14 protein-coding genes are annotated in these 14,089 nt (G+C 66.4%); 13 read left to right on the top strand and 1 reads right to left on the bottom strand.

What is annotated here, in order from left to right; genetic code table 11:
* Nucleotides 1-6 precede the first annotated feature (6 nt).
* The 6 genes from ARTH_RS12040 (at nucleotide 7) to ARTH_RS12015 (ending at nucleotide 7,035) form a co-directional block, all read left to right on the top strand.
* Nucleotides 7-1,131 carry an NAD(P)-binding domain-containing protein gene (locus ARTH_RS12040; protein WP_011692224.1) on the top strand — a complete coding sequence of 375 codons (1,125 nt, stop codon included), beginning with the start codon at nucleotides 7-9 and terminating at the stop codon, nucleotides 1,129-1,131.
* 108 nt (nucleotides 1,132-1,239) lie between these two features.
* The gene (locus tag ARTH_RS12035; RefSeq protein WP_043430760.1) at nucleotides 1,240-2,382 is read left to right on the top strand and encodes a class I SAM-dependent methyltransferase; all 1,143 of its coding nucleotides are present in this window, start codon (nucleotides 1,240-1,242) and stop codon (nucleotides 2,380-2,382) included.
* A 154-nt stretch (nucleotides 2,383-2,536) separates the two neighbouring features.
* Complete coding sequence (locus tag ARTH_RS12030) at nucleotides 2,537-3,790, top strand: ROK family transcriptional regulator (RefSeq protein ID WP_011692222.1); 1,254 nt, start codon at nucleotides 2,537-2,539, stop codon at nucleotides 3,788-3,790.
* 117 nt (nucleotides 3,791-3,907) lie between these two features.
* The gene (locus ARTH_RS12025) at nucleotides 3,908-5,263 is read left to right on the top strand and encodes an extracellular solute-binding protein (protein ID WP_011692221.1); all 1,356 of its coding nucleotides are present in this window, start codon (nucleotides 3,908-3,910) and stop codon (nucleotides 5,261-5,263) included.
* A gap of 3 nt (nucleotides 5,264-5,266) precedes the next feature.
* Nucleotides 5,267-6,148, top strand: coding sequence for a carbohydrate ABC transporter permease (locus tag ARTH_RS12020; protein ID WP_011692220.1), 882 nt, complete (start codon nucleotides 5,267-5,269; stop codon nucleotides 6,146-6,148).
* Entirely contained in the window at nucleotides 6,145-7,035 is an 891-nt protein-coding gene (locus ARTH_RS12015; protein ID WP_011692219.1) for a carbohydrate ABC transporter permease, read from the top strand. The genes ARTH_RS12020 and ARTH_RS12015 overlap by 4 nt, the downstream gene beginning before the upstream one ends.
* Nucleotides 7,036-7,042: 7 nt before the next feature.
* Here the strand turns inward: ARTH_RS12015 and ARTH_RS12010 are convergent, their stop codons facing one another.
* Nucleotides 7,043-7,246: a hypothetical protein gene (locus tag ARTH_RS12010; protein ID WP_156810671.1), complete on the bottom strand. Its 204-nt coding sequence runs from the start codon at nucleotides 7,244-7,246 to the stop codon at nucleotides 7,043-7,045.
* 161 nt (nucleotides 7,247-7,407) lie between these two features.
* Here ARTH_RS12010 and ARTH_RS12005 point away from each other — a divergent pair, with 161 nt between their 5' ends.
* The 7 genes from ARTH_RS12005 to ARTH_RS11975 all read left to right on the top strand — a co-directional run bounded on the left by ARTH_RS12005 (nucleotide 7,408) and on the right by ARTH_RS11975 (nucleotide 13,725).
* Nucleotides 7,408-8,415: an AAA family ATPase gene (locus ARTH_RS12005; RefSeq protein ID WP_043429827.1), complete on the top strand. Its 1,008-nt coding sequence runs from the start codon at nucleotides 7,408-7,410 to the stop codon at nucleotides 8,413-8,415.
* A 10-nt stretch (nucleotides 8,416-8,425) separates the two neighbouring features.
* A complete protein-coding gene (locus tag ARTH_RS23320) occupies nucleotides 8,426-9,460 on the top strand; it encodes a DUF58 domain-containing protein (RefSeq protein WP_071067493.1) in 1,035 nt (344 codons plus the stop codon).
* Nucleotides 9,450-9,950 (top strand): hypothetical protein, encoded by a 501-nt coding sequence (locus ARTH_RS11995; RefSeq protein WP_011692215.1) that lies wholly within the window; start codon nucleotides 9,450-9,452, stop codon nucleotides 9,948-9,950. Before ARTH_RS23320 ends, ARTH_RS11995 begins: the two co-directional genes overlap by 11 nt.
* A complete protein-coding gene (locus ARTH_RS11990; protein WP_011692214.1) occupies nucleotides 9,941-10,963 on the top strand; it encodes a vWA domain-containing protein in 1,023 nt (340 codons plus the stop codon). The genes ARTH_RS11995 and ARTH_RS11990 overlap by 10 nt, the downstream gene beginning before the upstream one ends.
* Nucleotides 10,960-11,970 (top strand): vWA domain-containing protein, encoded by a 1,011-nt coding sequence (locus tag ARTH_RS11985; protein WP_011692213.1) that lies wholly within the window; start codon nucleotides 10,960-10,962, stop codon nucleotides 11,968-11,970. Before ARTH_RS11990 ends, ARTH_RS11985 begins: the two co-directional genes overlap by 4 nt.
* Complete coding sequence (locus tag ARTH_RS11980) at nucleotides 11,967-12,737, top strand: hypothetical protein (RefSeq protein WP_011692212.1); 771 nt, start codon at nucleotides 11,967-11,969, stop codon at nucleotides 12,735-12,737. The genes ARTH_RS11985 and ARTH_RS11980 overlap by 4 nt, the downstream gene beginning before the upstream one ends.
* Before the next feature lie 118 nt (nucleotides 12,738-12,855).
* Complete coding sequence (locus ARTH_RS11975; RefSeq protein ID WP_198011509.1) at nucleotides 12,856-13,725, top strand: CPBP family glutamic-type intramembrane protease; 870 nt, start codon at nucleotides 12,856-12,858, stop codon at nucleotides 13,723-13,725.
* Nucleotides 13,726-14,089 lie beyond the last annotated feature (364 nt).

Here is a 14,089-nt window from a genome sequence, read left to right as displayed (position 1 = left end):
GATGTAGTGGTGATTGGTGCGGGCCAGGCCGGTCTGTCGGCTGCCTACCACTTGCAGCGGCGCGGCTTCCTGCCCGCCGGAAGGACCGCCGGTCCCGCCGTCGTGCAGGGCTCCGCGGGATCGTACGTGGTGCTGGACGCCGAAGCCGGACCCGGCGGGGCCTGGCGCCACCGCTGGCAAAGCCTCAGGATGGCCACCGTCAACGGCATCAGCGACCTGCCGGGCATTCCCCAGCCGGAAGTCGACCCGGCTGAGCCAAGTTCAGGATTCCTTTCACGCTACTTCGGGGACTACGAGGAAGAACTCGGACTGAACATCGTCCGGCCCGTGAAAGTCCGCTCGGTATCCCGGGAAGATGGCGCCCCTTCCGGGCGGCTCAGAATCGAAACCTCTGCCGGCGACTGGTCCACGCGGGCGGTCATCAATGCCACAGGCACCTGGACCAGGCCGTTCTGGCCCATCTACCCGGGCCAGTCCTCCTTCCAGGGCAGGCAGCTGCACGTGGCCGACTATGTGGCGGCAGAGGAATTCCGCGGGAAGCATGTCATTGTGGTTGGCGGCGGCATATCGGCTGTCGGCCTGCTCGACGAGATATCCCAGGTGACCACCACGAGCTGGTTCACCCGACGGGAACCGGTGTGGCGCGATGCGGGATTCGACCGCAAGGCGGGGCACGACGCCGTCGCGCTCGTTGAAGAGCGGGTCCGGCAGGGACTTCCTCCGCAGAGCGTGGTGTCAGCCACGGGACTGATCTGGACCCCTTCGCTGCGGGCGGCCGCCGCGCGCGGCGCCCTGGACCGGCACGCGATGTTCACCGCAATAGAGCCCCACGGCGTCCGGCTCGACGATGGAACCTTCCTGGCGGCGGATGTGATCCTGTGGGCGACCGGATTCCGGGCCGAGCTGGAACACCTTGCCCCGCTGCACCTTCGCAGCAGCGGCGGGGGCATCGTTATGGACGGCACCCGGGTGGCAGCGGACGAACGGATTCATCTGGTGGGTTACGGGCCGTCGTCGTCCACCATCGGCGCCAACCGGGCCGGCCGCGCTGCCGTGGCCGGCATCGTGAGGATGCTCGGGCGGCCACCGGGCCGGGTGCCTGCGGCGTCGGTCGGGGCCGTTTCACGGTAGGTTTACCGGGTAGCTTTTCGTCGGGGGCTCCTTCCCCGACGGCGGAGCGAGTACTGGCGCGGCGATTGTCAGCCGAATGGCGATGAACAGAGGAGAGGCAGCTTGGACGTGGCGGACAACACCCTGGAATCAGTCCTCTCTGGTCTGCGCCGGTTCCCGGATGTCGAAGCCCCCAACCTGCAGGCCTGGGATGCCACCGACAAGCTGCTCCTGGAAACAGCGGCCGGACTGCTCGCCCCGGACAGCCGAGTCGCGGTAGTGGGTGACCGCTACGGCGCCCTCACTCTCGGGGCGCTGGCCGCCGGTGGCGTCCGGCAGGTGCAAGTCCACCAGGACCTGATAACGGGGGAGCGGGCCCTCCGCAACAACGCCGCAGCACTTGGAGTGGACGCCGGCTTTAAGCAGCTGCCGCTTGGTCGGGCCCTTTTCGCCGACGCCGACGTGGTGCTGCTGCAGCTGCCCAAGACGCTCGCGGAGCTGGAGGAAGTGGCCGACGCCGTGGCCCGCTATGCAGCGCCGCACACGGTCCTGATGGCAGGCGGCCGGATCAAGCACATGAGCCTGGGCATGAACGCCGTCCTGCAACGCCACTTCAGCGATGTCCAGCCACAGTTGGCACGGCAGAAATCCAGGGTCCTGGTTGCCAGGGACCCCCGGCCCGTTACGGGACCGCCGCCGTTTCCCGTCGCCGAAAGCAACAGCGAACTGGAACTCACCGTCTGCGCGCGGGGTGCGGTGTTCGCCGGCACAAAGCTCGACATCGGGACACGGTTCCTGTTGAGGTACCTGCCTGACATGCCGTCGGCCGGGAACGTGGTGGACCTCGGGTGCGGCACCGGCATTTTGGCCGCCATGTATGCCAAAAGCCATCCGGAATCGAAGGTCACGGCGACAGACCAGTCGGCGGCCGCCGTCGACTCCGCCCGGGCCACAGCGGAAGCCAACGGACTCGGGGGCCGGGTCACCGTTCTCCAGGACGACGCCATGAGCTCGCTCCCGGACAGCAGCGCCGGCCTCATCCTGCTGAATCCGCCCTTTCACCTGGGTGCCAGCGTCCACGCGGGGGCGGGAATCAAGATGTTCCGGGCCGCCGGAAGGGTGCTGGAGCCGGGCGGCGAACTCTGGACCGTGTACAACAGCCACCTGCAGTACCTGCCGGCCCTGGAACGGTACGTCGGCCCCACCCGCGTGGCCGGCAGGAACGCAAAGTTTACGGTGGCCGTCAGCACCGGACGCGCTCCGCACCAGTAATGGTGCAGGTGACGGGACGCCCGCGCCCGGTGCTGTCCCGCCCGGAAGCGAAAGCACGGTCCCGGAAGTCCGCGTGGGAGCGTACCGCCGCGCGCGCAGGTAACGTACGATTCAAGCATCAGAAGTGCATAACCGAAGACGTTTAGGGGAATCCGTGACTGAGATCCGCACGCCAACGCCGAGGCGCGGAACCAATTTGCCCCGTATGGGGGACTTCAATCTCACGGTGATTTTGGATGCCATCCGCCGGTCCTCGGGAGGCCTCAGCCGGGTGGAACTCGCCCAGATCGTAGGGCTCTCCCCGCAAACCATCTCCAACATCTCCCGCCGGCTGCTTGACCAGAACCTCATCGTCGAAGCCGGTAAGGAAGGAAGCGGGCCGGGTAAGCCGCGCACCATCCTCCGGTTGAACCCTGCCGGAATGTATGCCGTGGGGGTCCACCTCGATCCCGCCGTGACCACTTTCGTGGTGCTGGATCTCGTCGGCTCCGTCGTCAGGCACTCACGGATCAACACCCCGGGCGCCAGCGACCCCGACGGCATCATCGCCACCATTGCCGCCGAGATCAAGGACCTGGTGGCAGCCTCCGGCGTCGACCCGGACAAGATCGCCGGGCTCGGCGTCGCAGCCCCCGGCCCCATCAACCTGGATGAGGGAACCGTCGTGGATCCGCCGCTGTTGCTGGGCTGGGACCGTGTGCCCCTGCGCGATGCCCTCGCGGAGGCCACCGGACTGTCCACCCTGGTGGACAAGGACGTCACCAGCGCCGCCGTCGCCGAAACCTGGGCAGGCGGCCCGAGCGGCTCCGGCAGCTTCATTTTTATGTACATGGGCACAGGCATCGGCTGCGGCATCGTCCTGAACGATGAAGTGGTGCGCGGGACTTCGGGGAATGCCGGTGAAATCGGGCACATCATTGTTGACCCGGACGGTCCGCCCTGCGACTGCGGACTTCGGGGCTGCGTGAAGTCAAGCAGCATCCCGCAGGTCCTCGTGGCGCAGGCCGAAGCCGCCGGCGTGCTGGAGGTTGTGCGCCATCCCTCCGGTGCGCTGGACATCCAGGAGAGCTTCGCCAAACTTTGCGACGAGGCCGACGCCGGCAACAGCCAGGCGGGGGAGATCATCGACCACTCCGCCGTCCTGGTCGCCCGGGCCGTGGCAGTGGTCACGAACACCCTCGACGTCGAAAGGGTCGTCTTCGGCGGCCCCTTCTGGACGCGCCTCTCACGGAGGTACCTGGACCGTGTTCCCCAACTGCTGGCAGACAACAGCGCAGCCCGCGAGATCCACGGGATAGAAGTTGTCGGGACCGGGGTGGGAGAGGACGTCGGAGCCATCGGTGCGGCCTGCCTGGTGCTGGAGCATACGCTGGCCCCGCGCGCACAGCGCTTGCTGCTGGAAGGCTGACGCCGGCATTCCGTTGCCCTGTCAGTGCGGAGCACTAACCTGAAATTGCATATCGGCTAAAGGCTGGGGCCAGCTGGAGGACATTGGGGGCTGCAGCCGCTCGAAGATTGGAGCGTCATGCACCGCCCTGCCAAAATACTTGCGGCGCTGATGTCGGCGGCAGCGCTGCTGGCCACATCAGCCTGCTCCGCGGAGAAACCGGCCGCCGAAGACCGGACCCTGAAGATCGTCTACCAGAAGACTGACTCGTTTTCTGCCCTGGACACCTTGTTCAAGGACGCCAAGAAGGACTTCGAAGCTGCCAACCAGGGCACCAAAGTGGAGCTGCAGCCCATCGAGGCCAACGATGACGACTACGGCACCAAGCTGGCGCTGGCCCTCCGGTCGTCCGAGACCGCCCCGGACGTCTTTTACGAGGACACCTTCAAAGTGAGGTCCGATGTCGACGCCGGATACCTCCTGAAACTGGACGGGTATCTCGAAAAATGGGACGACTGGAAGTTGTACAACGAGGCCGCCAAAGCTGCCGGCACAGGAGACGACGGCGGGATCTACGCTGTGCCCCTGGGAACCGACACCCGCGCCATCTGGTACAACAAGAAAGTCCTGCAAAAAGCAGGCATATCGGTTCCCTGGCAGCCCCGGAGCTGGGACGAAATACTCGAAGCCGCCCGCAAGATGAAAGCGGCGGACCCGTCCCTGGTCCCCTTCAACATGTATGCCGGCAAGGCCACCGGTGAAGGAACCGTCATGCAGAGTTTCTACGAACTGCTGTACGGCACGGACAGCGAACTCTATGACCAGCAGGAGAAAAAATGGGTGATCGGTTCCCGGGGGTTCACCGATTCCCTGGCTTTCCTGAAGACACTCTACGACGAAGGACTTGCCGTCACGCCTGCCGAGGCGCTTGACGCCAACGTCTGGAAGAAGGTCTTCGGCGAATGGCTGCCCAAGGGCAAGATGGGCGCCACCGTGGAAGGTTCCTACACGCCGTCGTTCTGGCAGAAGGGCGGCAACTACGAATGGGCAGGCTATGCCGAGGACATGGGGGTGGCGAAATTCCCCACCCAGCGTGGCCAGGAACCCGGCGGCGTCAGCATGTCCGGTGGCTGGACGCTGGCCGTCGGAGCCGACTCCAAAAACCCGGACCTGGCGTTCAAGTTCCTTTCCGAGGCCGTGAGCAAGAAGAACTCGCTGGCGTTCACCGTGTCCGGATCCCAGATCGCGGTCCGGACGGACGTCGCCGCCGAAGCCGAGTACCTGGCGGCAAATCCGTTCGTCAAAGACGTCTCCGAACTCGTATCCGTCACCCACTACCGGCCCGCCACGGCGGACTATCCGCGGATCTCCGCCGCGGTCCAGGAGGCAACCGAAGCCGTGATCACCGGTGCCCTCTCACCGCAGGAGGCAGCCGCGCAGTACGACAAGACAGTCAGGGACCAGGTGGGTGACGCCAAGGTCCTGCAGAAATAGCGCATGGCTGAACGACGAACTGTCCGGCGGCAGCTCCGGCTGCTGCCGGTGGTCCCCTCCGTCCTGCTGCTTCTCCTCTTCCTGGCGGCGCCCGTCCTGTGGTCCTTCCACGCCTCCTTCACCAACGCCGCCCTCACCGGCCGCAACGCCAGGAACCCGGCCTGGACCGGCGTCGAGAATTACGTGCGGCTGCTCAGTGACCCTGCGTTCCCGGCCGCCGTCCTCCTGACCATCGTCTTCGTTGTTGCGTCAGCGGTGGTGGGCCAGAACCTGCTGGGACTCCTGATTGCCGGACTGATGACACGCGCCCGGAAGCCGGTGTCCGCCGTTGTGGGTACTGCAGTGGTCGCCGCCTGGGTGCTCCCCGAGATCGTGGCGGCCTTTGCCGCTTACGCCTATTTCAGCAAGGACGGGACGCTGAACCAGCTGCTCGGCAATGCCGGCGCTGCCGGTGCGGACTGGCTCTACGCCTACCCCATGGTTGCCGTGGTGCTGGCCAACATCTGGCGCGGCACCGCGTTCTCCATGCTGGTGTACCGCGCGGCCCTGGCCGACGTTCCCAGGGACATCTCCGAGGCAGCCCTGATGGACGGCGCTTCCGGCTGGCAGCGCCTGGTGTTCATCACCCTGCCGCTCATCAGGTCCAGCATCGCCACCAATTTGATGCTCGTCACGCTCCAGACCCTGGCCGTGTTCACCCTGATCTGGGTGATGACGGCCGGCGGACCGTCCAATGCCAGCACCACTTTGCCGGTCCTCGCCTACCAGGAGGCCTTCAAGTTCGGAGACATTGGCTACGGCACGGCGATCGCCTCGGTGCTCATTGTCCTGGGCCTGGTGTTCGGGATTGGCTACGTGCGGCTGCTGAAGGGGGACAAACGATGAGGACGACAGGCCGGCCGCCCTTAGCAGTCGCTTCACGGCGGGCCACCCGCCGGGGAGTTGCGTCGCCGGGATTCCGCCGGGCCCGGACTCCGGCAGACGCGGCCCTGCTGCTGATTGGTGCCTGCTTCGTGTTGCCGCTGCTCTGGCTGGTGTTCGCCTCCCTGGACACAACGGCGGGCTACCAGACACAGTTGCCGGCCAGTGCTTCGCTCGACAACTTCGCGGCTGTCCTCACCCCGGACTTACTGCTCGGCCCGCTCTGGAACAGCCTCTTGCTCTCCGCCGGGACGGCAACAGTGACTCTGGCGGCAGCCGTGCTGGCCGCCTACCCGCTGTCCCGTTTCCAGTCCAGGTTCAACCGGCCGTTCATGTATTCGATCCTGTGCGGCACCTGCCTGCCGATCACGGCCATCATGGTGCCCGTCTATGGTCTGTTCGTCCAGCTGCGCCTGCTGGATTCGCTGCCGGCCACGGTCCTCTTCCTGGCGGCAACTTCGCTGCCCATGGCCATCTGGATGACCAAGAACTTCATGGATGCGGTGCCCGTTTCGCTGGAGGAGGCCGCCTGGGTGGACGGCGCGTCCGGGCTCACTGCCCTGCGTTCCGTCGTGCTGCCGCTCATGCGCCAGGGGCTGGGGGTGGTGTTCATTTTCGTCTTCATCCAGACGTGGGGGAACTTCTTCGTACCCTTCATCCTTTTGTTGTCGCCGTCAAAGCAGCCCGCGTCGGTTTCAATCTTCAGCTTTTTCGGACAGCACGGTGCGGTCGCCTACGGTCAGCTGGCCGCATTCTCAATTCTCTATTCGGTTCCGGTCCTGGTCCTCTACGTACTGGTGGCGCGGGGAGCTGGCGGGTCGTTTGCGCTGTCCGGGGCGATGAAGGGCTGAGCCGCCTTCAGTCGATGTCCTCGACCACTGTCCCGAACGGGATCGTGTCGTCCAGATGGGCCTGATGGCCGGTAGGGCCGGGGTTGTACAGGACCCTGACGCCGTGCATCTTTTCCGCCGCCGACTGCATGAGGATCGGACGGACAGTGTTGATGAAACTCTCGCTCTTACCGGCGAGATACTCCTGGTAACTGGCTGGAAGCTGGATCATGCCATCAGGATAGTCCTGCGCGGCCTGCATGGGGAGTGGTCCCCATTGTGCAATCCGCCGCCCGGGGCTTGGATAGTATGGCCCGTGGCGGTCGCCTAGTGACCGCCGGACATCCGGCAGCAGCCGCGGCCGTTCATGAACAGCAACCAGGGGGACTTCCAGTGCTTCAGACTACGGCCGCCGTCCGGATCGAAGCGGCGGAGCTGGCCCGGGCGCAGCAGGTCATGGGCAGCATTTCCCGCAGCTTCGACGCAAAGGTTGTGGGGCAGGCAAGGCTCCGTGAATCGCTGCTGGTGGGGCTCATGACCGGCGGGCACATCCTGCTCGAAAGCGTCCCCGGACTCGCGAAGACCACCGCCGCGCAGACGGTGGCGGAGGCCGTCAGCGCAGAGTTCCGGCGGATTCAGTGCACGCCGGACCTGCTCCCCAGCGACATCGTGGGCACGCAGATCTACGATGCCGCCAAGGGCACGTTCGTCACCCAGCTTGGCCCGGTCCACGCCAACATCGTCCTCCTGGACGAGATCAACCGCTCCAGTGCGAAAACGCAGAGCGCCATGCTCGAGGCGATGCAGGAGCGGCAGACATCCATCGGGGGAGTGGTGCACCGGCTGCCCTCCCCGTTCCTTGTCCTGGCGACGCAGAACCCCATCGAGCAGGAGGGCACCTACCTGCTGCCCGAGGCCCAGATGGACCGCTTTATGCTCAAAGACGTCCTGGACTACCCCACGCCGGCCGAAGAGGCCGAGATCATCCGCAGGATCGATTCCGGCGTCTTCACCGATGAACAGCGCCCAGCGGCGGCTGCGTCCCTGGACGCGGTCTCGGAAGTGCAGGAGCTGGTCAAACGCGTCTACATCGATCCCGCAATAGTGCGCTACATCGTGGGGCTGGTGTTTGTCACCCGGAACGCCGCCCAGTACATCGACTCCCGCCTGGCGGGTTTTATCGAATTCGGAGCCAGCCCGCGCGCCAGTATCGCCTTCAGCCAGGCCGCCCGCGCTGTCGCACTCCTGAACGGCCGGGACCACGTGATCCCCGAGGACGTGAAGGCACTGGCCCACCGCGTGCTCCGGCACAGGATTATCCTTGGCTTCGAAGCGGTCGCGGAGCAGGTTCCGGTCGAAACCGTCATCGATGCCATCGTGGCGTCCGTCCAGACTCCCTGAGCGCGCCCGCATGGCCAGCCTCCTGACCCGGGTGAAATCTAAAATGTCGATCTTCGCCCACCGCAAGGCACGCGGGATGCTCGACGGCGAATACGGTTCCGTTTTCAAGGGGCGCAGCCTGGACTTTGACGACCTCCGTGCCTACATTCCCGGAGACGAAGTCCGCGACATCGACTGGAAAGCCTCTGCCCGGCACGGATCCCCGCTCATCAAACGCTATGTTGCAGTGCGGCGGCAGACAGTGCTGCTGGTCACGGATACCGGACGCAACATGGCTGCTTCCTCGCTCGGCGGCGAGGAGAAGAAGGACATTGCCGTGATGGCCCTGGGCGTGGTGGGCTACCTTGCCCACCGTCACGGCGACGTAGTGGGGCTCGTGTGCGGCGACGGGACGTCGACCCGGTCGCTGCCCGCGAAAGCCGGCGAGGCCCACCTGGAAAGGCTTCTTCGCGAAGTCGACGGGGCCACGGCGCTGGCCTCGCCCCGAAGCAACATCAGCGAGCAGCTCTCCTATGTGGCACGCAACTTCGGCCAGCGCATGCTGCTCTTCGTTGTGGCCGACGAGCTGGTGCCGGATGCCGGGATGGAGCGGCTGCTGCGGCGGCTGCGCGCGCAGCACGAAGTCCTCTGGCTGACCGTCCGCGACGCGCAGTTGGCCGGACCCGCCGCCGGACCGAACCCCGCCGGACCCGCCGCCGGACCGAACCCCGCCGGACCCGCCGCCGGACCGAACCCCGCCGGACCCGCCGCCGGACCGAACCCCGCCGGACCCGCCGCCGGACCGAACCCCGCCGGACCCGCCGCCGGACCGAACCCCGCCGAACCCGTCGACCGCTACGACGTTGCGGATGCCGGCTTCCTTCCCGGACGCCTTGCGGCGTCTGATGCCATCATCCGGGCCTATGCCGCGGCGCAGGAGCAGCGCGATGCCGCCCGGGAGGCTGTGCTGCGGCGGATGGGCATTGCCCACGTCGATGCGGGCAGCAGCCATGATGTGATGCCTGCGGTGTTCACCCTGCTGGAACGGCACCGCCGTGGGAAATGACACCGGATTCTATGCCCCCCTGGCCTACAGTGCCTGGCTGCCGTGGGCCGGCCTTGGCGTTCTGGTGCTCGTGGCCGCGTGGCTGGCCTACGTGATCCTGAGCACGCGGCGGCGGCCCGACATGTCCGCCGCAGCTCCCCCCGCGCCGCCTTCGGATCCGTCCAGCCTGAAACGGGACTACCTGCGCCGTATCGATGTTGTGACGGCTGACGCCGCGGCCGGCAGGCTGTCCGCACGCGCCTCGCACCAGGAGCTCAGCCTGCTTATCCGGAGCTTTGTCCGCGACATCGCAGGGATTGACGCTCCACGGATGACCCTGGCTGAGCTCAACGAGCAGAACATCCCGGCTGCCGCCCTGGCCGTCAGCAGCCTCTATCCGGCGGAATTTAGCCCGGGACCCTGCGACACCGACGTTGGCGACACCGAGCTTGGCGACTCTGTCGCGGTTGCGGCGGAAACGGCCCGGGAGGTGGTCCGGACATGGAACTGATCTTCTGGTGGATGATTCCGGCGGCGATCCTTACGGGCGCAGGGATGTGCTGGATGGCCTGGAAACGGCAGCGGGGCGACGACTCCGCCCGGCGGCCTGTGGCGCACGGCCACCGGCTCACGGAGTTGCCGGAGTACCAGGCCGCTGTGCGGCGCCACCGGCGATGGCTCACCGTTGCCGCCGTCGCCGGTGTGGTGTTGATGGCGGCGGCCGTGGCGGCAGCAGCACGTCCCGCCGAACGAAGCACAGTCAGCCCCGAACAGCGCAACCGCGACATCATCCTGTGCCTTGACGCCTCGGGATCCATGAGCAGCGCCGATGCAGCGGTGGTGGAAGTTTTTGCCCGGCTCGCAGCGGGATTCGACGGCGAACGGCTGGGCCTGACCGTCTTCGACAGCAGCGCGGTACAGGTCTTCCCCCTGACCGATGATTACGACGTCGTGCAGGGGCAGCTCGAAGCAGCCCGGAAAGCATTTGACGGCGCACCCGGCAGCGCCGCGTTCCTGGACGGCACATGGAACGGTGCGGGCTCCTCGCTGATCGGTGACGGATTGGCTTCCTGCGTACAGGGCTTCCCGTCAAACGGGGGCGATACCGGCACGGGAGAGCAGGCCGGAAGCGGCAGGGAGGAGCGATCCCGCTCCGTCGTACTGGCCACCGATAATTTCATTTCCGGCGAGCCCATCTTCACCCTGCAGGAAGCGGCGGCACTGGCCAAGAAGCAGGACGTCCGGGTCTATGCCCTCAACCCCGGAGACTTCGACTACGGCACGGACCCGGACCAGCCAGGGGTTCAGCTGCGCACCGCTGTGGAAGGCACCGGCGGTGCGTACTACCCGCTGGACAGCCCGGAAGCGGTCGGGGAGATCATCCGCAGGGTCCAGTCCACGGAGGCCACCGCCTTCAAAGCCGCCCCGCAAGCCGCCGTTTCGGACCGTGCCGAGATTCCCCTGAGCATCGCCTTGCTGTCCGGCCTGGTGCTGGCCGGGGCTACCTGGAGGCTCCGGTCATGACAGTCCAGCCCATCTGGCCGTGGTGGATCATGCTGCCGGTTGTTGTCGCCGTCGTCGTCTTCCTTGCGTGGACGGCCGTCCGAAGCCGGCTCCGCAGTGCCGGACTGCGCGGGTGGCTGCTGCCCTCCGGCCTTGTGGTCCTGCTGATGCTGGCGGCGCTCCGCCCGGGTTTACCCGGCGGCAGCGTCCGGGCAGCGGCAAGCGACTTGAACGTCTTCTTCGTGGTGGATACCACCAGCAGCATCTCCGCCGAAGACTACGGCACGGGCAGCCCCAGGCTGGACGGCGTCCGGAAGGACATCATGGCCATCGCCGGGGAGCTGGCCGGGGCCCGGTTTTCCATGATCACGTTCGATTCCCAGACGGTGGTCCGAATGCCGCTGACGACGGACACCTCCGCCCTTGATACGTTGACCGGTGTGCTGGAACCCCAGATCACCTTGTACTCGACAGGCAGCAGCGTCACCGCCGCCCGGACCGTCCTCAACGAACGGCTGGGGGCAGCGCGGGAGAGCCACCCGGAGCGGGCGCGGATCGTCTTCTACTTTGGCGACGGCGAGCAGACCAGCGGCAGGGCACCGGAGCCCATGAACGTGGATGCTTCGCTGGTCAACGGCGGCGCGGTGCTCGGCTACGGCACAGACCAGGGCGGGCGTATGAAGGAGAAGACCAGCTATGTAGCCGACGATGCCGCCGGCTACATCCAGGACCGCAGCGGCGAAAGCGCCGGGGACGCCGTGTCACGAATCGACGAGGACACGCTGCGGGGGATCGCAGCGCAGCTCGGCGTTCCCTATGTCCACCGGGCTGCCGGGGATGGAGTGGCCCCGATGATGCAGGCGGCCCGGCCCGGCGCCCTCCACGAAACAACCGGGTCACTCGAGGGCAGGGTGGAACTGTACTGGGCGCCGGCACTGGCCGCGTTCTTCCTCGCGCTGTGGGAGAGCCTCACGGTGCTCCGCCAGCTGAGGCAGCTCAGGACCGGAAAACGGGAGGTCCGCGCATGACCGGGGCATCGGAACAACAACCGGGGCAGGGCCTGCGCAGCCGCCGACGGCGCCGTTTGCTGCTCGGATCCGCGCTGCCTGTGTTGGTCGCCGTGGCGCTCGCCGTCAAGCTTCTGAGCGTCGGCTACCTGGGCGGCGAGGCGGCAGGATCATTCGGCCGCGGTGACCAGGCCGCCCTTGCATCCGCGGCATCCGGACTGGGTGTCGCCAATATCGTGGAACGGCACAAGGCGCCTTTTGCGGCCGCCGATGCCCTGGTGCTGGGCGGGGACTACGGCGGTGCCCGGGCGCTCTTTCAAGCAGCCCTCGCTGATGCGCCGCCCGCTGACGAATGCAAGGTGCGCGTCAACCTGGTCCTGAGCATCGAACGGCTGGCAGACAAGGCCGCCGAGTCGGCCGGCTCCGGCGCCGAAGCGGACCGCCTCTACGCCGACGGACTGGCGGCGGTCAAGGCCGCTCCGCCCGGTTGCTTCAACCCGGAGGGCGGCGAGGCCGCCGCCAACGGGGCGGACGGCGAAGGCGACCGCCTCCGGGAAGCGGAACAAAGGCTGCAGGGCAAAGCGGACAAGCTCGGAGATGCGGGGGCCGGGGCTGAAGCCGGGTCCGGCGACAAGCAGCCGCAGCCCGATCCGGAACCGCAGCAGAGCCAGCTGGACAAGCTGGAGGAGTCGGCCAAGTCCGCGCAGCGGGAACGCAACGGCGGCATGCAGCGGAACGAGTATCTCCGGAATGCCGACACCGGGGCCGGAACAGACAAACCCTGGTGATGCGCGGAGGTTGCGACCAAATCCCCTAGCGCCGGGAACTATTGCGCGTCACGCTGTTGACAGGGGAGGCCGATCAACAGAGCGGCGGCGGCGGATGAAGATTGCCAGGCGTGTAAACGTGCGTCAATGGATGTGGGCTTCGTGGCTCGTTGCGGCGGTGCTCTCGCTGGCGTTCCTGGACCTGACTGTCTACGGTTTGGTGATCCCGGCTTCAGCATTGGTGCTCGCCCTCCTGGCAGGTCCCGGACTCCGGAGGCGCGGTAGGGCACGGATAAGGGTCGACAAGCTGGACCTGGCCGTGGTCGCGGCACTGTACCTCGCCGTCGTGGCGCTCTTCAGGGTGGCATTCACGGTCTTCACCCCTGCCAACGTCCTGGGTCTCTTCCTGTGCTTCGGCACCGGACTTGTCCTGGGAGTCGCTGGGCCGGTGTTCTATACGGTGCAGCGGCGACGGCCCTTGTCTGACCTGGGCCTGTGGGCGGGAAACTGGAAAGAGGCTGTCGCCCTGGGCCTCGTCCTGTCTGCAATCCAGTTCGCCATCACCCTCTGGGGCCGTGCGCTACCGGCGCCCGTGGACTGGGTTCCGCTGCTGGTTATGTCGCTGACCGTCGGGGCCTTTGAGACGGTTTTCTTTAGAGGTTTTGTCCAGACGAACCTGAGTGCGAGCCTGGGGCAGATCCCGGGCATAGCACTCGCGGCGGCCCTGTACGCGGTGTACCACGTCGGCTACGGGATGAGCGGACTAGGAATGGTCTTCCTGTTCGGGCTCGGCGTCGTCTACGCCGTGGCCTTTGCGCTCGTCCGGAACGTGCTTGTCCTGTGGCCGCTGCTCACCCCGCTGGGTTCGTTCTTCAACAACCTCAACAGCGGGGATATCGAGCTGCCCTGGGAGGCTATCCTCGGATTCGCCGATGTCCTCGGCCTGATGGCCGCAGCGGTGTGGTTGGGGCGCCGGAAGCTACGGAAAGCGGTCCGCCGCCAGCCTTGAATCCGCGGACTGCCGTGCAAACCATTCCGGGTACTGGTCAATTACCGGCCTTTCGGCGAACAATGTTCTGTCCGGTGGCGCAACAGAGCGTAAAGGTGCGTCTTAATTCGGGGCCCGGCTTGAACGCCCCGGAGCAGGGCCCTAGAGTCTTATACAAGTTACCGAGGTAACGTGTCAGCGATCCTCCGCCAGGAGGGTGTGGGTGCCCCCATGTGGGCCTGACATTTGCTCACGGACAACTTCCTGTCAGGCGTAACAGTCGCGGCTGCGCCCTGCCGAAGTTCTCTCCGTGTTCCCAAACTCAAATTCATTGACGGTTCAGCGTTTCCAAAGTCCCATGGACTGAGGCGCAGCTGCCGGCAAT

It is taken from the genome of Arthrobacter sp. FB24, from assembly GCF_000196235.1.
GTDB lineage: Bacteria > Actinomycetota > Actinomycetes > Actinomycetales > Micrococcaceae > Arthrobacter.
Note: the sequence above shows the minus strand (reverse complement) of the source record. Positions and strands in the feature narration are given on the sequence as shown.

What these genes read in the sequence shown, in the direction of transcription:
- ARTH_RS12015 (WP_011692219.1), top strand. Translation starts at nt 6,145, where the DNA reads ATGAGGACGACAGGCCGGCCGCCCTTAGCAGTCGCTTCACGGCGGGCC.
- ARTH_RS11985 (WP_011692213.1), top strand. Translation starts at nt 10,960, where the DNA reads ATGACAGTCCAGCCCATCTGGCCGTGGTGGATCATGCTGCCGGTTGTT.
- ARTH_RS11990 (WP_011692214.1), top strand. Translation starts at nt 9,941, where the DNA reads ATGGAACTGATCTTCTGGTGGATGATTCCGGCGGCGATCCTTACGGGC.
- ARTH_RS23320 (WP_071067493.1), top strand. Translation starts at nt 8,426, where the DNA reads ATGGCCAGCCTCCTGACCCGGGTGAAATCTAAAATGTCGATCTTCGCC.
- ARTH_RS12020 (WP_011692220.1), top strand. Translation starts at nt 5,267, where the DNA reads ATGGCTGAACGACGAACTGTCCGGCGGCAGCTCCGGCTGCTGCCGGTG.
- ARTH_RS11980 (WP_011692212.1), top strand. Translation starts at nt 11,967, where the DNA reads ATGACCGGGGCATCGGAACAACAACCGGGGCAGGGCCTGCGCAGCCGC.
- ARTH_RS12025 (WP_011692221.1), top strand. Translation starts at nt 3,908, where the DNA reads ATGCACCGCCCTGCCAAAATACTTGCGGCGCTGATGTCGGCGGCAGCG.
- ARTH_RS12010 (WP_156810671.1), bottom strand. Translation starts at nt 7,246, where the DNA reads ATGATCCAGCTTCCAGCCAGTTACCAGGAGTATCTCGCCGGTAAGAGC.